Genomic DNA, 19,598 nt, shown 5'->3' with positions numbered 1-19,598 from the left:
GGCGTCTGGAAAAGTGACTCGCCGTCAGGGCGAAACCGCCAGCCGCCACCCCCAAAGAAACGGATATTCACACAACCCAATCAAGAACATGGTCGGCCCAAAGGCCGCCAAGTCACAGCGTCACCGCCGATCCTCAACCCGAGCCTGACTCTTGCTCCAATCCGTCAACAAACTATAAGCCACCGCCAAAAGCGTAGGCCCGATAAACAACCCGATAAACCCAAACGCAATCAACCCGCCAAACACCCCAAGCAACACAATCACCAACGGCAGATTCCCGCCCCGGCTGATCAGATAAGGCTTCAACACGTTATCCACGCCACTGATGATGAACGTCCCCCAGATCCCGAGAAACACCGCCATCCCATACTCACCCTTCCACGCCAGCCACGCCGTAGCCGGAATCCACACCAACGGCGGCCCCATCGGAATCAGACTGAGCAGGAAGGTCACAATCCCCAGCACCAGTGCCCCAGGAACCCCGGCAATCAGAAACCCGATCAGCGCCAGAATCGCCTGCGCCGCCGCCGTACCGATCACCCCGTTGACCACCCGCTGCACAGTGCCAGCCACCAGTTCGATGTAATACCCGGCACGCTCACCGATCAGCCGTTCCAGCAGACTGTGCACAAACGCTGCCAGCCGCGGCCCGTCACGGTAGAAAAAGAACACAAAGACAATGCTCAGGGTCAGCTCGAGGATACCGCCGCCGATCTGCGCACTGCGCGCCAGCAGCCAGTTACCGACCTGCCCCAGATACGGCTTGATCGACACCATCAGCGCCGCACCCTGCTGATCGATGCTGTTCCAGACCCCAACCAGCCGCTCACCCACCAGCGGCACGGAGCCGAGCCAGACCGGCGCCTCCGGCAGACCGTCAACCTGCACATCCTTGATGAACGCTGTGGCATCGCGCACATGATCGGCCAGGTTGAACCCCAGCCACACCAGCGGCGCCGCCACCAGCAGCATCCAGCCCAGGGTCAAAATAGCTGCAGCGAGGGATTCGCGGCCATTGAGCCAACGGGTCAGCAGACGCATCAGCGGCCAACTGGCAAACGCCAGCACCGCGCCCCAGAACAGCGCCGACCAGAACGGCGCCATCACCCAAAAACTGGCACCAAACAGCACCAGCAGGAGGATTTGCACCAACAGCCGATCATTATTGAGCATGTAGAGTCTCGAAAAAGTCAGTCCGTCAAAGAGTAGGCGAACACGCCACGCGTGCTCGCCCGATACAGCTTATCGCAACAGATCGATGCGCAGGCCCGCGCTATCGGCACTCCCTGCCTCCATCCGTGCCGCACGCACGCCCTGACCGATCAGCGCCTGACGCCAGGCCTCGGCCTTCGGCCCGGAAATCGTCACCCGCTGAGTGGTGTCGAGGTTCAAGCCACGGGAAATCAACCGCAGCCAGGTGTCATCCGGGTCGCCCACCAGTTTGGGCAGGTTCAGCTCGCCCGTGCTCTTGAGCTGGCGCAACAGCGTGGCCGAGGTCGGCAGCAACTCGCCCAGTGCCGCGCTCGCCTCGAACTGCTCGACATGCAGGTAGGCTTTGCGATTACCTCGGGTGATGCTGTAGAGCGCCACCAGGGTGTTGTCCTTCGGGGCAGCCAGGCGCAACAGCAAGTAAGCCTGTTGCTCGTCGGCACCGTACAGCTTGGAATTGCCGAACACCTCGTTGGCCCACAGGCTGCTTTCGCCGCAGTCGCGGGCCTGACACCAGAACAGCAGCTCGGCGCCCTGTTTTTGCAGGGCTTCGCGGGCAGCGGTGAAGGCTTCGGTGGCGGCGTGTTCCGGCGGCAACTCGTAGGTCACCGCCGTGGTCTGGCCGCGCGCGGTGACCTGGCCGTCGAAGCGCAACTGGCCGCTGATCTTGCGGATCGAGCCCAGCGGATAAATGCGCTCGAGCTCCACGGGAGGGCGATAGTCGACGATCTGCGCATCGGCCAGACGCGGCACGATCTGCAGATCCTGGCTGCCCGGTACATCGGCAGCGAATAGAACGGGACTGAAACAGCACAGCGTCAACAGACTGAGTGACCGCATAGTCAGGCTCATCGGATCGGCATGGCTTGGCGGGTCGGGGTCGCAGCAGTATAGAAATCCATCGTGTTTGTCTCCCATTTCAACCCGCCCAGCCTCGACAGTTGCCCGGTGCAAGTCAAGGAATGGCGAAGAAGCGATTGAAACAGTCTGCGACAAGCTCGGCACCGAACTCATCGTTCAGGTGCAAATGGTGCCCGCCCGCCAGCTGTTCCTGGCTAAAGGGTAGACGTTCCAGCAACTCAGGATGTTTGGCCAGCATGCCATCGGCGGCGACCACCAGTTGCGCCGGGCAGATAATGCGCTGGACGAAGGCCATGGCCTGTTCCTGCGTCAGGCGCAGCGGCGATGGCAAGGTCAGGCGATTGTCGGTGCGCCAGGTATAGCCGCCGGGTACTGGCATCAAACCGCGTTGCGCCAGCAGTTCGGCGGCTTCGCGACTGACCGCCACCAAACCTTTCATCCGCGCTTCGATGGCGCGGTCGAGGGTGTTGTAGACCGGTTTGCGCTTCGCGCGCAGGTCCAGTTGTGCCTGCAGGGCCATGCCCATGCGTTCGGCGGCGTTTTCGCCTTTGTCCGTAGGCGGAATTACTCCGTCAATCAACGCCAGATGGCTGATGCGCTCCGGTAACGAGCCCGCCAGCACCAGCGAAACAATCGCGCCCATCGAATGCCCAAGCAGGCCGAAGCGCTTCCAGCCTAGTTGCTCGGCGACCTGCAGCACATCATGGGCGTAATCCCACAAGGCATAGCCGGCACCGTTGGGACGATGTCCGGAGTGACCGTGCCCGGCCATGTCCAGGGCAACGATGCGCAGGCCTTTGAGCTTCGGCGCCAGCCGCGCGAAGCTGTTGGCGTTGTCGAGCCAGCCATGCAGAGCAATCACCGGCAGACCGTCCTCGGGACCGAACAAATGCGCCGCCAGTTCGATATGCGGCAGGCTCAGGCGCACTTCTTCGACGGTCGGGCTCATGCGCAGTCCTTGTCCTGACGACCTTCCCAGCGGTTGAACAGATTCTTCAACAGGCGCGCGGTGTCCTGCGGACGCTCCAGCGGAAACATGTGCCCGCCCGGCATGCTCAGCAATTCTCCCTGCGGCAGGCGCGAAACGAAACTGCCGTGATGACGCATCACCACGCGACTTGTGTGCCCGCGCACTACCGCCAGCGGCACTTTCAGTTGCCGGGTGCGGCCCGGGCTGGTGTGCGGCACGCCGCGATAGATGCTGATTTCAGTAGCCGGATCGAAGCGCAGGCGCAACGTGTCGCCGACCTTGTGCAAACCGTGTTGCAGGTAGGCGTCGAAGCACTCCGGATCAAAACCGCGGAACAGGCTCTTGCCGGCAAAGTAACTGCGCGCACTGGCGAGATCGGCAAACTCTTCACGACGGCCAAGCGTGCGGCCGGCGGGGGTCAGTTTGTCGATGAAACCAAAGCGCTTGGCGGCGCGGATCACCCATTGGTCAGTGCGGGTCAGCACCGGCGAGTCGAGCATCACCACGCCGCGATACAGTTCAGGGCAACGCAGCGCCGCGTGCAGGTGCAACACGCCGCCAAAGGAATGGCCGACGCCCCACACCGGTTGATCCTGCTGCTGCAAATGGTGGATCAGTTCGTCGACGAGGTTGTACCAGTTGTCGTCCGCTGGAAAACGCGGGTCATGGGCATGCAGTTCCAGATGCGCGACCCGATACTCGGGCGCCAGCGCCGCGAACAACTTGCCATAGGTGCCCGAGGGAAACCCGTTGGCGTGGGTGAAAAAGATCGGTTGCGACATACCGGTAAATCCATGAGCGGAAAACATGCCGCTGATTGTCCGCAAGAGCGCGCCCCTGAGCAATGACCGTAACTGCCAGGAATGATGACAGTCCGGTCATGGCTATGGGCGCATCGGACTTCAACGTGCCGGCGGCTGCTCGCCCAGCGGCACCACCGCCATGGTCAGGCGCGACACACAACTGGCCTTGCCTTCATCACTGGTCAGGCGGATATCCCAGACATGCGTGGTGCGGCCGATATGAATCGGTTTGGCCACCGCCGTCACCCGCCCGCTGCGCAAGCCGCGCAAATGGTTGGCGTTGATCTCCAGCCCCACGCAATAGAACTTGCTGGCGTCGATGCACAGGTAACTGGCCATCGAGCCGACGGTTTCCGCCAGCACCACCGAGGCCCCGCCATGCAGCAGACCGTAAGGCTGGTGAGTCCGGTGGTCGATGACCATGCTCGCCGTCAGCGACTCTTCGTCGAAGGACTCGAAGCGGATATCCAGCACTTCGCCGATGGTGTTTTTCTGGATTGCGTTCAACTGCTCGATGTTCGGAGTGGTGCGCCACAAGGTCATCGCAGGCTTCCTTTGTTGTTTTGATCGTCACTCAATCCTGCCACAGCACCGCCTCGCTGCGCTCGCTCCATTCTTCAAAGCGCGCACCGTAGGTGTCTTCGATGACATTGCGCTTGATCTTCAACGTCGGCGTGAGAAAGCCGTTTTCCACCGCCCAACTGTCCTTGACCACCACCAGCCGCCGCAGCCGCTCATGCTTGTCGAGCACGGTGTTGACCTCTTCCAGCAGTTTCTCCAGGCTCGAATGCAGACTCGCCCGGCCCTCTTCCTGATGGACCGTCGAGAGCACGCACAAGCCCAGCGGCGCACTCAGACCATCACCCACCACGCAGACCTGCTCGATTCGCGAGTGCACCGCCAGGCGGTTTTCAATCGGCGCCGGGGCCACGTATTTGCCTTTGCTGGTCTTGAAGATTTCCTTGAGCCGCCCGGTCAGGCGCAGGCGCCCCTCGGCGTCCTGCTCGCCCTTGTCGCCGGTACGCAGGAAGCCGTCTTCGGTCAGGGTTTCGGCGGTTTTCTGCGGTTCTTTGAAATAACCGAGCATGTTCGCCTGACTGCGCACCTGCACCTCGCCGGACTCGTCGATACGCACCTCGACATCCGGACACGGCCTGCCGATCCAGCCTTGTTTGTATTGGCCCGGCAGGCAGATGTGCGAGTAGCCGCAACTCTCGGTCATGCCATAGACCTCGAGTACATCGAGGCCGAGCTTCTGATACCAGGTGAGCAGGGTCTGTGGCACCGGCGCCGCACCGGACAGGGCGACGCGCAAGGCATCGAGGCCCAACCCGGACAACACCTTGTGCCCTACCCGCTTGCCAATCAACGGCAGGCCGAGCAGGAAATCCAGGCGTTTGGCCGGGATCTTGCCGTATACGCCCATCTGGAACTTGGTCCAGATCCGCGGCACGCCGAACATCGCCGTCGGCCGCGCCCGTTGCAGGTCGGTGATGAAGGTGTCGAGGCTTTCGGCAAAGAACACGGTTTGCCCGGTGTAGATCGAGGCCAGCTCAACGAACATCCGTTCGGCGACATGGCACAGCGGCAGGTACGACAGCAGCCGATCGTGCTCGTTGAGGCCGAACAACTGCGTGCCACGAGTCGTAGCGAACCCCAGATTGGCAAAGCTGTGCATCACGCCCTTGGGCAACCCGGTGGTGCCGGAGGTGTAAATGATGGTTGCCAGTTGCTCGCCTGCCGGGCACGGGTCGTCCTGGATCGGCGAGCTCTTTTGCAGGTCGTCCCAACTGAAATCGAACGCGCCGGGCGGGTGCAGCGGCAGGCTGATGGTTGGCAGCCCCGACGCAATCCCATTGGACATCCCGGGCCAGTCATCGAGTTTGCCGATGAACGCCAGCACGCTTTGCGAATGGGTGAGCACCTGGTTCACCGAGTCTGCGGTGAGGTTGGGATACAGCGGCACCGACACGTGCCCGGCCATCCAGATCGCCAGATCGGCAATGATCCAGTGCGCGCAGTTTTTCGAGATCAGCGCGATGTGGCTGCCTTGCGGCAATTCCCGGGCGCGCAGCCAGTGCGCGGCGCAACGGGCCTGATGAGCGACATCGGCCCAGGTCAGGGTCTCGACCTGCCCGCCGCCGATGGGCTGCACGAGAAAACGCTGGCGCGGGTGCCGGGCCTCACGTTCATAGAACACGTCCAGCGGCAAACGGAATGCGGCAGACATGCGACTCGCTCCTGTTTTTTGGGTCTGGAGCAAGCGTAGTCAACCAAGCAAGTGCTTGGTTGGAAAATTCAAACAAATAATTTCAACTGACAATGAGGTCACCTGTGGGATCAGCGTCAGGGGTGCTTGAGGCTGTTAAGCGTCATCGAACCGATCAGCAGCTCAGGGCTTTCCAGCTCAGCCAGGCCAGCGGTGCTGACCTTCTCCGGCGGATACCCGGCGCCATGCTGCAGATAACTCAGCAGATTGCCCACCAGCGGGTTGTGGCTGACCAGCAGCACATTGCTCACCGATACCAGTTGATCGGTGACCTTGTCCGGATCGGTCTCCGGGGTCAGCCACTCGACGGTGCGAATCTCCGGCTCGAAACCCAAGGCCTCGCGGACAATCTGCGCGGTCTGCTGCGCACGCAGATAAGGGCTGGCATAGATCGCCGTCAGTGGCTGACCGATCAACCGGGCTGCACTGCTCAAGGCCTCTTTGCGACCATGCTCGGTCAGTTCCCGCTCGGAGTCGGGGCACGAGCCATAAGGCACCGCCTCACCGTGACGCAATACCCAGAGTTTCATAGCTTGGGTTCCTCATCTCGGACCGGATGCGGGGCTGGCGGCACGGCGTGCGGCGTCTCGCCTTCCGGGGCACGCGGGGTTGGCCAGTCGGCGAACGGCCACGGTTTCTGATCGCTGTTAAAGCTGCCGAAGCGGCCGATCTGCGCCAGGAACTGACTCAGGCTGTCGCCGAAATTCATCAGGCCGGCGCTCGGCGCGCCATAAATCAAACGATAGATCAGTTGCACCAGCACCACCGCGCCGAGGATGAACTGCGCCACTTGCCAGACCAGCACGTAGACGATCATCCACAGCACCCGCAGGAGAATGGATTCGTACTTGGCTTCGGTTTTCGGATCGTTCATGGCTCGCTTCCTGTTGAATCAGTTGAAACCGCTGGTGGAAATAAAGTCGACGTCGGTTTTCGGCTCGGCACGCATCAGTAGACCGATCACCTGCTCCAGCGTGCGTCCTTCAAACAGAATCGCATGCAGCCCGGCGACCAGCGGCATGTATACACCGACCTCCTGGGACTTGGCCTTGAGCACTTTCAGGGTGTTGACCCCTTCGGCGACTTCGCCCAGACGCGACACCGCTTCATCAAGGCTCAAGCCCTGACCGAGGGCAAACCCGACCTGATAGTTGCGGCTCTTCGGTGACGAGCACGTGACGATCAAATCACCGACCCCGGCCAGACCGAGGAAGGTCATCGGGTTCGCGCCCTGATTCACCGCAAACCGGGTCATCTCGGCCAGGGCGCGGGTGATCAGCATGCTCTTGGTGTTCTCGCCCATCTCCAGCGCCACGGCCATGCCGGCGATGATCGCGTAGACGTTTTTCAGTGCGCCGCCCAGTTCGACACCAAAGCGGTCGGCACTGGCATAGACGCGGAAGGTGCGGCCATGCAGCGCAGCCTGCACCTGCTTGCACAGGTCTTCGTCTTCGCTGGCGACCACGGTGGCGGTCAACGCGTGCTCGGCGATCTCGCGCGCCAGGTTCGGCCCGGACAGCACGCCGATGCGCGCCTGCGGGGCGATTTCTTCGAGGATCTGGCTCATCAGTTTGAAGGTGTGGGCTTCGATGCCCTTGGTCAGGCTGACGAGCATCTTGCCGCTCAGGCGCTCGGCGTGGGCGGCCAGCACTGTGCGCAGGGCGCTCGATGGCAGCGCGACGAAGCACAGCTCGCAGGCGTCGAGCGTTGCCTGCAGGTCAGTGACGGCGGTCACCCCCGGCAAAATCTTGATGCCCTTGAGGTAACGCGGGTTCTCGCGATTGACCCGGATGGCCTCGGCCTGCTCGGGGTCACGCATCCACTGCCGGACTTGATGGCCGTTCTCGGCCAATAGATTGGCCACGGCGGTACCAAAACTTCCGCCTCCCAGGACCGCAATCGGGCGCTGTTCAGTCATATGCAATCCGTTAATCCATACCAGTGGCGATGCCGGCATTATACGGGGCGACCGGGTCGCAGCCAGCCCCTGCGTCAATTACCGGCACTTGTAGGAAGAAGACCAATAAAACCGAGGAAAATGCCCGCATCTTGACTGGAAAAGTCGCTGCCCTCGGTTAACATGCGCGCCAATTCTTTGCGATCAAGGCTGTGTCGTGTCTTTTGGTGCTCCCCCTTCGCGTTCGTCCCTGTTGCTGGCGCTGCTGTTCAGCCCGGTGTTGCAGGCGGACGACCTGTTTGTCGACGGCGAAACGCTGCCGCAGGTGCTGACGGCCACGCGCCTGAAACAGACGCCAGCGGAAGTTCCGGGGAGCATGACCGTCATCGACAGTGAATTGATCAACGCCAGTGGCGCCCGCGACATCAGCGAACTGCTGCGCCTGGTGCCGGGGATGATGGTCGGCAACATCAGCGGCAATCAGGCCGCGGTCAACTATCACGGGACCAACGCCAGTGAAGCGCGGCGCATGCAGGTGCTGATCGATGGCCGTTCGGTGTATCGCGCAGGTCTCGCCACGGTGGACTGGAGTGATATTCCGGTGGCCATGGAAGACATCGAGCGCATCGAGGTTTTCCGTGGGCCGAACACCGTCAGCTATGGCGCCAACGCACTGATGGCGGTGGTCAACATCATCACCCGCAACCCGGCGGACAGCCACGGCACGCGACTGAAGTACACCCGTGGCCAGCGCGGCATCAACGATTTCTATGCCAGCCAGGGCACCGGCTGGAATGGCGGCGATCTACGCCTGTCGCTGTCCGGCCTGGAAGACGATGGCTTCGACAGCGACCGCAGCGGCGCCGATTATCGCGACAGCCGCCGCTTGAACCGCTTCAGCCTCGCCGTCAGCCAGACCCTGAGCGACAACCAGAGCCTCGACTGGCAGGTCAACGCGAAGGACGGCACCAATCAGCGGCCTTACACCTACCGCCCGGTGTTCTCGGGGATTACCGCCGCCGGGAACAATTCCGACGTGGTGGCCAAGGATTACGCTGGATCGGTGCGCTGGAATCTCGACATCAATCCGCAACACAGCCTTTATATACAAGGCTCGGCCCAGCACTGGGATCGCCAGCAAGTGTGGCGCGCGTGCGATGCCGAAGTGTCGTTCAGCCCGCAGTTGACGCAACTGTGGCAACTCAACCCGAACTACACCGAGCGCCTGGCGCGCAACATCACCCGCTTCACCGGCCCCGGCGCAGCGCCCGGCACCCCGCAGGAAATGGCCCTGGCCAATCAGGTGCTGGATCAGTGGCGCAACGGTGCCAGTCAGACCCTGTGCGGCGATATCGACCAGAGCACCCGAGAGTCGCGCTACGACCTGGAATTGCAGGACACCCTCAGCCTGTCCGACAGTCTGCGACTGGTCAGCGGCATGAACTATCGTTACGACCGGGCCGATTCCGAGACCTACTTCAACGGCACGCTGGACGACACCACTTGGCGTGCGTTCGGCCAGTTGGAGTGGCGCGCCAGTGAACACTGGCTGTTGCAGGGCGGCGCAATGTTCGAAAACACCCAATTGATCGGCAGTTCGCTGACGCCCAGATTCGCGGTCAACTACCTGATCAACCCGCGTCATGGGCTGCGCGCGGTGTACTCGGAAGCGATCCGCTCGCCGGACATGTTCGAGAACAACGTCAACTGGAGCTATCAGGTGAGCAACCTGCGGCCCTCGGCCTACGGTCAGTCTTCGGCCCGCTACTTCGTCAAGACCCGTGGCCCGGGCGATCTCGATCAGGAACACATGCGCTCGCGCGAGTTGGGCTACAACGGCTATTTCGCCGAACTGGGGCTGGCGGTCGATGTGAAGCTGTTCTACGACGAAATCACCGGGATGATCAGCGAGCCGCTGCGCAACAACCAGTACATCGCCAGCAACGCCAACAGCTCACGTTTTCGCGGCACCGAAACCCAGCTCGACTGGCGCCTGAGCCTGATCGATCGCCTGCGCTTCACTTACGCTTTCGTCGATGCCGAGGCGAGCAATCCGCTGGATCAGCAATTCACCTCACGCAACAGCGGCTCCGCCGGTTGGTTGCGCGATTGGGGCCACGGCTGGAACAGCGCCCTCTTCTATTACGGCGACAACGCGCTCAACGGCTACCGCTTCGAGCGGGTCGATACGCGCATCGCCAAACGCATCCCTCTGGGCAAGGCTCAATTGCAACTGGCCGGCGTACTGCAACAGCGGCTCGACAACGAGCCGACCACCTTCGTCGACAACAATTACGACGAACGCCGGGTGATGTACTTCAGCGCCGAGCTGGAGTTCTAAGGTGCGCTACGGCACGGCAAACAAGACGCCAACCCTTGGCCACTGGCTGGCCGGTGTCTGTCTGTTTTTGACCGCGTGGCTGCACGGCGTCGCGGTGCAAGCCGCCGACATCCTGTTGACCGGCGCCGAAGAAAGCCCTGGGGTGCAGGCCTTCGTCGAGGCCCTGAGCGAACTGCGCCCCACCGACAACGTGCGGTTCCAGCCACTGGCGAGCCTGCCGGCGCCGGGTAAATTGCCGAGCAATCTGCGGATGATACTGCTCGACCTGCCCAGCCTCGATTGGCGCCTTAAGGAGTCTCAGGGACCGGCGACGCTGGTGTTGCGCATCAGCCGCCTGCAGGCCCGGCAGCGCTTGGGTGCCGCGCAACCGGCGCACTTGAGTCTGCTGTGGAGCGATCCACCGCTGGGGCGGCAGCTGCAATTGATTCAGCGGATTCTGCCGCAGGCGCGGCGAGTCGGCGTGCTGTTCGATAAGCACAGCGAATTCCTGCTCAATGAGCTGCAACTGGCCGCCGCGCCGTTGCATCTGCAAATCGTCAGTCAGCGCTGGGACAACATTCAGGACAGCCGCCCGTTGCAGACGGTACTGAAAAACAGTGACGTGCTGCTGGGCCTCGACGACCCGGACCTGTACAACCCGAAAACCGCGAAGAACCTGCTGCTCAGCAGCTATTCCCGGCAGATCGCACTGGTTGGACCGAACGCCGCGTTTGTCCGTGCCGGCAGCCTGGCCAGCACTTACAGCGATCAGCACGACTGGCTGACCATCCTCGACGAATTGCTTGACCGCCCCTCGGCCACATGGCCGCGGACGCTCTATCCCGAACGTTTTAAAGTTTCAAGTAATGCGCAGGTCGCTCGTTCCCTGGGTATCGAGCCAATCGATGAAGCGTCTGTTGCCCGCCAGTTGGCTGAAGGAGAAAGCCACCCATGAATCTGCGTCGCCGCTGGGATATCAACACCCGCACGCAATTGATCAGTCTGGGCCCTGCACTGCTGCTCACGCTGCTGCTGATCAGCTTCTTTACCTTCGTGCGCATCCAGGATTTGCGTCAGGAGCTCAATCACACGGGGCAACTGATCGCCAATCAACTGGCCCCGGCCACCGAGTACGGGGTAATTTCCGGCAACAACGACGTGCTGGAAAGCCTGCTCAAAGCCACCCTGGCCACACCGAACGTGCGTTTTATCGAAGTGCAGGACAGCGCCAACCGGATTCTGGCCTACGTTGAACAGGCCGCCGACGCGCACAACCGACCGCATCAGGTCGAAGTGTTCCAGGCCCCGGTGCGCCTGCAACGGATCGCCCTCAACAGCGACTTTTTCCACGACGCCAAAGCCAGCAACAACGTAACCAGCGAGGATTATCTGGGCCGGGTGATCGTCGGCCTGTCCAACGATGCCTTCAGTCAGCGCCAGCAGGAAATTCTGCTCAAGGCGGGGATTCTGGCGTTGTTCGCCCTGCTCTTCACTTTTGTTCTGGCGCGACGTCTGGCCGGCAGTCTGTCGGCGCCGATCCGCGATATCGGCAACGCGGTCAAGGCGATTCAGCAAGGCGACTACAAGACCCCGCTGCCGATTGTCGATGACACCGAACTGGGCGCCCTGTCGCAGCATATCAACAACCTCGCCCAGGCACTGGAGCAGGCCAGCCGCGAACAGCATCAGGCGATGGCACAACTGATCCAGACCCGCGAAGAAGCAGAAAAGGCCAACAACGCCAAATCCGACTTCCTGGCGATGATGAGCCACGAACTGCGCACTCCCATGAACGGCGTGCTGGGCATGTTGCAGTTGCTGGAAACCACGGACATGACCGAGGAGCAGATCGAGTATGCAGCGCTCGCTTCCGAGTCCACCGAGCATCTGCTGAAAGTCATCAACGACATTCTCGACTTCTCGCGGATCGAACGCTCGGAGCTGGAACTGGAGCACATCCCGTTCAACCTCGCCGACCTGATCGGCGCTTGCGCCCAGTCGTTCCAGCACAGTGCGGTGCAGCGTGGCCTGGCCCTGAACCTGCGGATCCCCGAGGACATGCGCGACTTGCAGGTGCAAGGCGACCCGACGCGGATCCGGCAGATTCTGGTCAACCTGGTGGGCAACGCCCTGAAGTTCACCGAGCGCGGCCGGGTCAGCATCGAGGCGCAGTGGCAGTCGCTGGATCACGAACTGCTGTGGTTCACCTGTTCGGTGCGCGACAGCGGCATTGGAATCTCGTCGGAAAGTCTGGAGTTGATGTTCGACGCGTTCCAGCAAGCCGACAGTTCGATTTCGCGCCGTTATGGTGGCACCGGGCTCGGCCTGCCGATCGCCCGCACCCTGGCCGAACGCATGGGCGGGACGTTGCGTGCGCAAAGTGAAGAAGGTCTCGGATCGGTATTCACCCTGGAAATCCCGTTGGCTTTATATAAGCAGACGTTGCCGCAACTGGCGGCACCGCGCGCAGCCAATGGCAACGGGCATGGTGAAGGGCGCAATGTGTTGCTGGTGGAGGACAATCCGGTCAACCAGACGGTCATCGAGGCAATGTTGCGCAGCCTGGGCTTTACTGTCAGCGTCGCCACCGATGGCGCGCAAGCGGTACGCAGCGCCGAAGGTAATGATTTCGAAGTGATTCTGATGGACTGCCGTCTGCCGATCATCGACGGCTATGAAGCGACCCGGCAGATCCGTCTGCTGCCCGGACGCAGCGAGGTGCCGATCATCGCGCTGACCGCCAACGCATTGCAGGGTGACCGCGAAACCTGCCTGTCGGCGGGCATGAACGATTATCTGGCGAAGCCGTTCAAACGCAATGACCTACAACAGATTCTGCAGCGCTGGGTGCAGTAGTGACGGTTTTTCGACCATCTGCGACTGGCGTGAAAAGCGAAAGTGCGGCAGTCTTAGGCCCCCAAAAAAGCCGCAAAACGGGCTTGAATAAAAATTTCAGTGCACAAGTGTACATTCATGTCCTTGGTGCTGTGACTTTCACCACAACGCAATAGTCTATGAGTAGGCTGCCGATTCGAGGCATGAACGCGTCGATCGGTCGGGAAGATTTGCCCCACCTGCCGCATGGGATTATTGAGGAGCTCGCATGACCAAACAAAACGCCTTTACTCGGGAAGATCTGCTGCGCTGCAGTCGCGGTGAGCTGTTCGGCCCAGGTAACGCGCAACTGCCCGCCCCGAACATGCTGATGGTGGATCGCATCACCCTGATCAGTGAAGAAGGCGGCAAGTACGGCAAAGGTGAATTGGTCGCCGAGCTGGATATCAACCCTGATCTGTGGTTCTTCGCGTGCCACTTCGAAGGCGATCCGGTGATGCCGGGCTGCCTGGGTCTGGACGCCATGTGGCAACTGGTCGGCTTCTTCCTGGGCTGGCAAGGCCTGCCGGGCCGTGGCCGTGCGCTGGGTTCGGGCGAAGTGAAATTCTTCGGTCAGGTCCTGCCGACCGCCAAGAAAGTCACCTACAACATTCATATCAAACGCGTCCTCAAGGGCAAGCTGAACCTGGCCATCGCCGATGGTTCGGTGACTGTCGACGGTCGCGAAATCTACACCGCCGAAGGCCTTCGCGTCGGCGTGTTCACCTCCACTGACAACTTCTAAGGGTTATTCGCATGCGCCGCGTCGTTATCACTGGTCTGGGCATTGTTTCGTGCCTGGGCAATGACAAAGAGACCGTCTCCGCTAACCTGCGTGCAAGCCGCCCTGGCATCCGGTTCAACCCGGAATATGCTGAAATGGGTCTGCGTAGCCAGGTTTCCGGCTCCATCGACCTCAACCTTGAAGAACTGATCGATCGCAAGATCTATCGTTTCGTCGGCCACGCAGCGGCTTACGCCTACCTGGCCATGAAAGACGCCATCGCTGACTCCGGCCTGACCGAAGAGCAAGTGTCCAACCCGCGTACCGGCCTGGTGGCTGGCTCCGGTGGTGCTTCCACGCTGAACCAGATGGAAGCGCTGGACATCCTGCGCGAGAAAGGCGTGAAACGCGTTGGCCCATACCGTGTAACGCGGACCATGAGCAGCACGGTTTCCGCTTGCCTGGCCACGCCATTCAAGATCAAAGGCCTGAACTACTCCATCGCTTCTGCCTGCGCCACCAGTGCTCACTGCATCGGTACCGCCATGGAACAGATCCAGATGGGCAAGCAGGACATCGTCTTCGCCGGTGGCGGTGAAGAAGAGCACTGGAGCCAGTCGTTCCTGTTCGACGCCATGGGCGCTCTGTCCAGCAAGCGTAACGACACCCCGGAACAAGCCTCCCGTGCCTACGACAAAGACCGTGACGGTTTCGTTATCGCTGGCGGTGGCGGTATGGTCGTGGTTGAAGAGCTGGAACACGCTCTGGCCCGTGGCGCCAAGATCTACGCTGAAATCGTTGGCTACGGCGCAACGTCCGATGGCTACGACATGGTTGCCCCGAGTGGCGAAGGCGCAATCCGCTGCATGCAGATGGCAATGTCCACCGTCGACACCCCGATCGACTACCTGAACACCCACGGCACCTCGACTCCGGTCGGCGACGTTGCGGAAATGAAAGGTGTGCGTGAAGTGTTCGGCGACAAGGCGCCAGCGATCAGCTCGACCAAGAGCCTGTCCGGCCACTCCCTGGGCGCCGCCGGCGTTCACGAAGCGATCTACTGCATGCTGATGATGGAAGGCAACTTCATTGCCGGTTCCGCCAACATCGACGAGCTGGACCCTGAAGTGGCCGATCTGCCGGTGCTGACCAAGACCCGCGAAAACGCCACCATCAACACTGTGATGAGCAACAGCTTCGGCTTCGGCGGCACTAACGCCACGCTGGTACTGAAGCGCTGGGAAGGCAAGTAATTCCTCCCCGCTTGAGCCACACATGAAAACGCCCCGACTGGTTCGGGGCGTTTTTTTTGGTCTGCAGAAATTAGCCGGGACACTACTGGCCCGTGCTGCTGATCGTTCCCGCGCGGAGCGTGGGAATGATCAAAAGACAGGGCTCCAGAGCGTTCTGAAAATGAAACTTCTGTCATGAAACTTTGCCCCCTGCGACCGAATGTCGCGGATTACGTGGGCTGCAGCACTGTTGCAAAAAACGCAACAACACCTTGCACGAATCAGCCGTTTACTTAGCAAGCTAACAAATAATATAAAAGAGTCCTGCACACGCCTTGCTGCAGATAACTTGAGATTTGGAGCTAGCAGATGACTGTAAAAGTAACTGAACGCGACGATTCACACATGTCCCATGAAGGCGTAGCCGCCGGTGTACGGATCTGGGATGTGCATCAACAAGACTTGCTGGTCGGCATGTTCCACAACGAGATCGATGCCCACAACTACAAGGCCGAACTGGAAGTGCTGGAGCAACAACGCGAAGCCCGCTCCTCCTGAATCAACCACAGCATTGAAAACGACAAACCCCGCCGTGAGCGGGGTTTGTCGTTGTTACAGCTTTATCGATTTACCACATCAGGTCATCAGGGATCTGATAGGCCGCGTACGGATCGTCCTCGGCATTGACCTCTTCGGTCTGCACGTTGAGCTGCACGATGCGCTGCGGGTCGCGCTCCTGAATCTTCAGGGCCGCTTCACGGGGGATCACTTCGTAGCCACCGGCATGGTGCACGATCGCCAGCGAGCCGCTGCTGAGCTTGTTGCGCATCAGCGTATTGACCGAGATGCGCTTGACCTTCTTGTCATCGACAAAGTTGTAGTAGTCCTCGGTGGTCAGCTTCGGCAGACGCGAGACTTCGATCAATTGCTTGACCTGCGCGGCACGGGCCTTGGCCTCGGCTTTCTCTTGCTGCTGACGGTTCAGCTCCTGGTCGCGCTTGACCTTCTCGGCCATGGCTTCCTGGGCGGCGCGTTGCTGCGAATCATCCAGCTCGGCCTGCCCCTTGTGGGCCAGACGCTGTTGCTTCTGCTTGTCTTTGCTGACCTGTTTGGCCTGCTTTTGGTTGACCAGGCCTGCTTTGAGCAACTGGTCGCGAAGGGAAATACTCATGGGGCTTACTCACTTGGGCAGTTGCTCAGCCGCAGCTGGGCGCATTCTTTTCCTGACGTTTGGCTTCACCCCACAGGGCGTCCAACTCTTCGAGGGTGCAATCTTCCATGGGACGATGGGTGTCGCGCAATGCCTGTTCGATAAATCGGAAACGTCTTTCGAACTTGGCGTTGGCGCCCCGCAGCGCGGTTTCCGGATCGACCTTCAGATGCCGCGCCAGGTTGACCACGGAAAACAGCAGGTCGCCGATCTCGTCGGCCACGGCCACCGGATCGTTTTCGGACATCGCTTCGAGGACTTCATCGAGCTCTTCACGCACCTTGTCGAGCACCGGCAAGGCGTGCGGCCAGTCGAAACCGACCTGCCCGGCACGCTTCTGCAACTTGGCTGAACGGGATAATGCCGGCAAGGTTGCGGGCACGTCATCGAGCAGTGACAGTTGCTCGGGCGCGGCGGATTTCTCGGCGCGCTCTTCGGCCTTGATCTCTTCCCAACGCTGCTTGACCTGCTCTTCGCTCAGACCCGGCACATCCAGCGGCGCATACAGATCACCGGTGGGGAATACATGAGGATGACGGCGGATCAGCTTGCGGGTAATGCTGTCGATCACGCCGGCGAACTCGAAGCGCCCTTCTTCCCGCGCCAGCTGGCTGTAATACACCACCTGGAACAGCAGATCACCGAGTTCACCCTGCAAATGATCGAAGTCGCCGCGCTCGATGGCATCGGCCACTTCGTAGGCTTCTTCGAGGGTGTGCGGGACGATGGTCTCGTAGGTTTGCTTGATGTCCCACGGGCAACCGTATTGCGGATCGCGCAGACGGCTCATGAGGTGGAGCAGGTCTTCAAGGCTGTACATCATTTATTTCTCACCACAAAACCTTGTGGGAGCGAGCCTGCTCGCGAAAGCGGTGTGTCTGCAACAAAGTTGTCGACCGACACGCCCTCTTCGCGAGCAGGCTCGCTCCCACCGAGAAGCCACATCACGGGGTACGGTTACGCCGCGTCTCGATGATGTTCGGCAACTGCGAAATCCGCCCCAGCAACCGCCCTAGCGCATCAAGTCCCGGGATCTCGATGGTCAGGGACATCAGCGCCGTGTTGTCTTCCTTGTTCGAGCGGGTGTTGACCGCCAGTACGTTGATGCGCTCGTTGAGCAGCACCTGCGAGACGTCACGCAGCAGACCGGAACGGTCGTAGGCGCGGATGACAATGTCCACCGGATAGGTGAGCACCGGCACCGGGCCCCAACTGACCTGGATGATCCGCTCCGGTTCGCGCCCGCCCAGTTGCAGCACCGAGGCACAATCCTGACGGTGAATGCTTACGCCACGACCTTGAGTGATGTAACCGACGATCGCATCGCCCGGCAGTGGCTGGCAGCAGCCGGCCATCTGCGTCATCAGGTTGCCGACACCCTGGATCTGAATGTCGCCGCGCTTGCCCGGTTTGTAACCGGTGGCTTTACGCGGAATCAGCTCCAGCTGTTCGTTGCCGCGTTCCGGCTCGACCAGTTGCTGCGCCAGATTGACCAGTTGCGCCAGACGCAAGTCGCCGGCGCCGAGGGCGGCGAACATGTCTTCGGCGGTTTTCATGTTGGCCTTGTCGGCCAGCTTGTCGAAATCCACCGCCGGCAGGCCGAGACGCGTCAGTTCGCGCTCGATCAGGGTTTTACCGGCCGCCACGTTCTGATCGCGAGCCTGCAACTTGAACCAGTGAACGATCTTCGCCCGCGCCCGCGAGGTGGTGACATACCCGAGGTTGGAGTTCAGCCAGTCGCGGCTCGGCGTACCGTGCTTGCTGGTGATGATCTCGACCTGCTCACCGGTCTGCAGGCTGTAGTTGAGCGGTACGATGCGCCCGTTGATCTTCGCACCACGGCAGTTGTGGCCGATTTCGGTGTGCACGCGGTAGGCGAAGTCCAGCGGCGTCGCGCCCTTCGGCAAATCGATGGCGTGACCGTCGGGCGTGAAGATGTAGACCCGATCCGGTTCGATGTCGACGCGCAGCTGTTCGGCCAGACCACCGATGTCACCCAGCTCTTCGTGCCACTCGAGGACCTGACGCAGCCAGGAGATTTTCTCTTCGTAGTGGTTGGAGCCGGATTTGACATCGGTGCCCTTGTAGCGCCAGTGCGCGCAGACACCGAGTTCGGCCTCTTCGTGCATCGAGTGCGTACGGATCTGCACCTCGAGAACCTTGCCTTCCGGGCCGATTACCGCAGTGTGCAGCGAGCGGTAGCCGTTCTCTTTCGGGTTGGCGATGTAGTCGTCGAATTCTTTCGGGATGTGCCGCCACAGGGTGTGGACGATACCGAGCGCGGTGTAGCAGTCGCGCATTTCCGGCACCAGCACGCGCACCGCACGCACGTCGTAGATCTGGCTGAATTCCAGACCCTTGCGCTGCATTTTGCGCCAGATCGAATAGATGTGTTTGGCCCGGCCGCTGATGTCGGCGTCGACGCCGGTGGCCTGCAATTCGTCCTTGAGCTGGGTCATCACGTCGGCGATGAAACGCTCGCGATCAAGCCGCCGCTCGTGGAGCAGCTTGGCGATCTGTTTGTATTGATCCGGCTCCAGGTAACGGAAGGACAAGTCCTCCAGTTCCCATTTGATATGACCGATACCGAGACGGTGCGCGAGCGGCGCATAGATGTCGAAGACTTCCCGGGCGACCCGGTTGCGCTTTTCGTCGTCGGCGGTTTTCACCGCACGAATGGCACAGGTGCGCTCGGCGAGCTTGATCAGCGCGACGCGCACGTCGTCGACCATCGCCACCAGCATCTTGCGCAGGTTTTCCACCTGACCCTGGGTGCCCATCACCATCGACTGGCGCGGACTGAGGCTGGCACTGATGGCCGCCATGCGCTGCACGCCGTCAATCAGCTTGGTCACCACCGGGCCGAAACGCTGGCTGACCGCCGTTAGTTCGATCTGGCCTTCACGGACGCCACGGTACAGCACCGCCGCGACTAGCGAGTCCTGGTCGAGCTTGAGGTCGGCGAGGATCTCGGCGATCTCAAGACCGGTGCTGAAACTGCCGCTGCCCTCGGCCCACAGATTTTTTGCGGCGTTGGACTGCTGTTCGGCCTCGCGAGCGAACTCGCAGGCTTCTTTCAAGGCTTCGCGATCCAGTGCCAGATCGACACTGACCGCGTGATCGAGCCAAGCCTCGAGATTGATACTGCCGTCAGTGTTGATCGGCTGGTGTGCTCTCACCTGTACCATCTTGCTTTACCTTCCCTACGACGCAGATTCAATGCGTCAAA

18 protein-coding genes are annotated in these 19,598 nt (G+C 61.1%); 6 read left to right on the top strand and 12 right to left on the bottom strand.

Going from position 1 to position 19,598, the window contains the following annotated elements:
- Positions 1 to 120: 120 nt before the first annotated feature.
- The 9 genes from PseAD21_RS23270 to PseAD21_RS23230 all read right to left on the bottom strand — a co-directional run bounded on the left by PseAD21_RS23270 (position 121) and on the right by PseAD21_RS23230 (position 8,030).
- Positions 121 to 1,173, bottom strand: a complete 1,053-nt coding sequence (locus PseAD21_RS23270; protein WP_102358107.1) for an AI-2E family transporter — start codon at positions 1,171 to 1,173, stop codon at positions 121 to 123.
- A 69-nt stretch (positions 1,174 to 1,242) separates the two neighbouring features.
- Positions 1,243 to 2,049 carry a DUF4892 domain-containing protein gene (locus PseAD21_RS23265; protein WP_102358106.1) on the bottom strand — a complete coding sequence of 269 codons (807 nt, stop codon included), beginning with the start codon at positions 2,047 to 2,049 and terminating at the stop codon, positions 1,243 to 1,245.
- A gap of 115 nt (positions 2,050 to 2,164) precedes the next feature.
- Positions 2,165 to 3,019, bottom strand: a complete 855-nt coding sequence (locus PseAD21_RS23260) for an alpha/beta hydrolase (RefSeq protein ID WP_102358104.1) — start codon at positions 3,017 to 3,019, stop codon at positions 2,165 to 2,167.
- Positions 3,016 to 3,822, bottom strand: coding sequence for an alpha/beta fold hydrolase (locus PseAD21_RS23255; protein ID WP_102358103.1), 807 nt, complete (start codon positions 3,820 to 3,822; stop codon positions 3,016 to 3,018). The genes PseAD21_RS23260 and PseAD21_RS23255 overlap by 4 nt, the downstream gene beginning before the upstream one ends.
- A gap of 120 nt (positions 3,823 to 3,942) precedes the next feature.
- The gene (locus tag PseAD21_RS23250; RefSeq protein WP_007957810.1) at positions 3,943 to 4,386 is read right to left on the bottom strand and encodes a hotdog fold thioesterase; all 444 of its coding nucleotides are present in this window, start codon (positions 4,384 to 4,386) and stop codon (positions 3,943 to 3,945) included.
- A gap of 31 nt (positions 4,387 to 4,417) precedes the next feature.
- Positions 4,418 to 6,073, bottom strand: a complete 1,656-nt coding sequence (locus PseAD21_RS23245) for an AMP-binding protein (RefSeq protein ID WP_102358102.1) — start codon at positions 6,071 to 6,073, stop codon at positions 4,418 to 4,420.
- 116 nt (positions 6,074 to 6,189) lie between these two features.
- On the bottom strand, positions 6,190 to 6,642 hold the full coding sequence (gene sixA / locus PseAD21_RS23240) for a phosphohistidine phosphatase SixA (protein WP_102358100.1): 453 nt from the start codon (positions 6,640 to 6,642) through the stop codon (positions 6,190 to 6,192).
- Complete coding sequence (locus PseAD21_RS23235) at positions 6,639 to 6,986, bottom strand: DUF4389 domain-containing protein (protein WP_102358099.1); 348 nt, start codon at positions 6,984 to 6,986, stop codon at positions 6,639 to 6,641. Before PseAD21_RS23235 ends, sixA begins: the two co-directional genes overlap by 4 nt.
- A gap of 18 nt (positions 6,987 to 7,004) precedes the next feature.
- Entirely contained in the window at positions 7,005 to 8,030 is a 1,026-nt protein-coding gene (locus tag PseAD21_RS23230) for an NAD(P)H-dependent glycerol-3-phosphate dehydrogenase (protein ID WP_047600375.1), read from the bottom strand.
- Between the two features lie 196 nt (positions 8,031 to 8,226).
- Between PseAD21_RS23230 and PseAD21_RS23225 the strand changes: the two genes are divergently transcribed.
- The 6 genes from PseAD21_RS23225 (at position 8,227) to PseAD21_RS23200 (ending at position 15,717) form a co-directional block, all read left to right on the top strand.
- On the top strand, positions 8,227 to 10,350 hold the full coding sequence (locus PseAD21_RS23225) for a TonB-dependent siderophore receptor (RefSeq protein WP_102358098.1): 2,124 nt from the start codon (positions 8,227 to 8,229) through the stop codon (positions 10,348 to 10,350).
- A 1-nt stretch (position 10,351) separates the two neighbouring features.
- Positions 10,352 to 11,284: an ABC transporter substrate-binding protein gene (locus PseAD21_RS23220; RefSeq protein ID WP_102358096.1), complete on the top strand. Its 933-nt coding sequence runs from the start codon at positions 10,352 to 10,354 to the stop codon at positions 11,282 to 11,284.
- Complete coding sequence (locus PseAD21_RS23215; RefSeq protein ID WP_102358095.1) at positions 11,281 to 13,185, top strand: response regulator; 1,905 nt, start codon at positions 11,281 to 11,283, stop codon at positions 13,183 to 13,185. Before PseAD21_RS23220 ends, PseAD21_RS23215 begins: the two co-directional genes overlap by 4 nt.
- Before the next feature lie 247 nt (positions 13,186 to 13,432).
- Positions 13,433 to 13,948, top strand: a complete 516-nt coding sequence (gene fabA / locus PseAD21_RS23210; RefSeq protein ID WP_003227150.1) for a 3-hydroxyacyl-[acyl-carrier-protein] dehydratase FabA — start codon at positions 13,433 to 13,435, stop codon at positions 13,946 to 13,948.
- Between the two features lie 11 nt (positions 13,949 to 13,959).
- Positions 13,960 to 15,180, top strand: a complete 1,221-nt coding sequence (gene fabB, locus PseAD21_RS23205) for a beta-ketoacyl-ACP synthase I (RefSeq protein WP_008087472.1) — start codon at positions 13,960 to 13,962, stop codon at positions 15,178 to 15,180.
- A 348-nt stretch (positions 15,181 to 15,528) separates the two neighbouring features.
- Positions 15,529 to 15,717, top strand: a complete 189-nt coding sequence (locus PseAD21_RS23200) for a hypothetical protein (RefSeq protein ID WP_025112963.1) — start codon at positions 15,529 to 15,531, stop codon at positions 15,715 to 15,717.
- 70 nt (positions 15,718 to 15,787) lie between these two features.
- Here the strand turns inward: PseAD21_RS23200 and PseAD21_RS23195 are convergent, their stop codons facing one another.
- From PseAD21_RS23195 to relA, 3 genes are all read right to left on the bottom strand, one after another.
- Positions 15,788 to 16,330, bottom strand: a complete 543-nt coding sequence (locus PseAD21_RS23195) for a DUF2058 domain-containing protein (protein ID WP_025112962.1) — start codon at positions 16,328 to 16,330, stop codon at positions 15,788 to 15,790.
- 25 nt (positions 16,331 to 16,355) lie between these two features.
- Positions 16,356 to 17,189, bottom strand: coding sequence for a nucleoside triphosphate pyrophosphohydrolase (gene mazG / locus PseAD21_RS23190; protein ID WP_102358111.1), 834 nt, complete (start codon positions 17,187 to 17,189; stop codon positions 16,356 to 16,358).
- 124 nt (positions 17,190 to 17,313) lie between these two features.
- A complete protein-coding gene (relA, locus tag PseAD21_RS23185; protein WP_102358093.1) occupies positions 17,314 to 19,557 on the bottom strand; it encodes a GTP diphosphokinase in 2,244 nt (747 codons plus the stop codon).
- Positions 19,558 to 19,598: the final 41 nt, after the last annotated feature.

The organism is Pseudomonas sp. AD21 (genome assembly GCF_002878485.1).
Taxonomy (GTDB): Bacteria; Pseudomonadota; Gammaproteobacteria; order Pseudomonadales; family Pseudomonadaceae; genus Aquipseudomonas.
The sequence above is the reverse complement of the archived record's forward strand: the minus strand, read 5'-3'. Positions and strand labels throughout refer to the sequence as shown.

Excerpts from the sequence above, each read along its gene's own strand:
- PseAD21_RS23265 (WP_102358106.1), bottom strand. The coding sequence starts at position 2,049 with ATGCGGTCACTCAGTCTGTTGACGCTGTGCTGTTTCAGTCCCGTTCTA.
- PseAD21_RS23230 (WP_047600375.1), bottom strand. The coding sequence starts at position 8,030 with ATGACTGAACAGCGCCCGATTGCGGTCCTGGGAGGCGGAAGTTTTGGT.
- relA (WP_102358093.1), bottom strand. The coding sequence starts at position 19,557 with ATGGTACAGGTGAGAGCACACCAGCCGATCAACACTGACGGCAGTATC.
- mazG (WP_102358111.1), bottom strand. The coding sequence starts at position 17,189 with ATGTACAGCCTTGAAGACCTGCTCCACCTCATGAGCCGTCTGCGCGAT.
- PseAD21_RS23270 (WP_102358107.1), bottom strand. The coding sequence starts at position 1,173 with ATGCTCAATAATGATCGGCTGTTGGTGCAAATCCTCCTGCTGGTGCTG.
- sixA (WP_102358100.1), bottom strand. The coding sequence starts at position 6,642 with ATGAAACTCTGGGTATTGCGTCACGGTGAGGCGGTGCCTTATGGCTCG.
- fabB (WP_008087472.1), top strand. The coding sequence starts at position 13,960 with ATGCGCCGCGTCGTTATCACTGGTCTGGGCATTGTTTCGTGCCTGGGC.
- PseAD21_RS23255 (WP_102358103.1), bottom strand. The coding sequence starts at position 3,822 with ATGTCGCAACCGATCTTTTTCACCCACGCCAACGGGTTTCCCTCGGGC.
- PseAD21_RS23260 (WP_102358104.1), bottom strand. The coding sequence starts at position 3,019 with ATGAGCCCGACCGTCGAAGAAGTGCGCCTGAGCCTGCCGCATATCGAA.
- PseAD21_RS23250 (WP_007957810.1), bottom strand. The coding sequence starts at position 4,386 with ATGACCTTGTGGCGCACCACTCCGAACATCGAGCAGTTGAACGCAATC.
- PseAD21_RS23200 (WP_025112963.1), top strand. The coding sequence starts at position 15,529 with ATGACTGTAAAAGTAACTGAACGCGACGATTCACACATGTCCCATGAA.
- PseAD21_RS23215 (WP_102358095.1), top strand. The coding sequence starts at position 11,281 with ATGAATCTGCGTCGCCGCTGGGATATCAACACCCGCACGCAATTGATC.
- fabA (WP_003227150.1), top strand. The coding sequence starts at position 13,433 with ATGACCAAACAAAACGCCTTTACTCGGGAAGATCTGCTGCGCTGCAGT.
- PseAD21_RS23245 (WP_102358102.1), bottom strand. The coding sequence starts at position 6,073 with ATGTCTGCCGCATTCCGTTTGCCGCTGGACGTGTTCTATGAACGTGAG.
- PseAD21_RS23195 (WP_025112962.1), bottom strand. The coding sequence starts at position 16,330 with ATGAGTATTTCCCTTCGCGACCAGTTGCTCAAAGCAGGCCTGGTCAAC.
- PseAD21_RS23235 (WP_102358099.1), bottom strand. The coding sequence starts at position 6,986 with ATGAACGATCCGAAAACCGAAGCCAAGTACGAATCCATTCTCCTGCGG.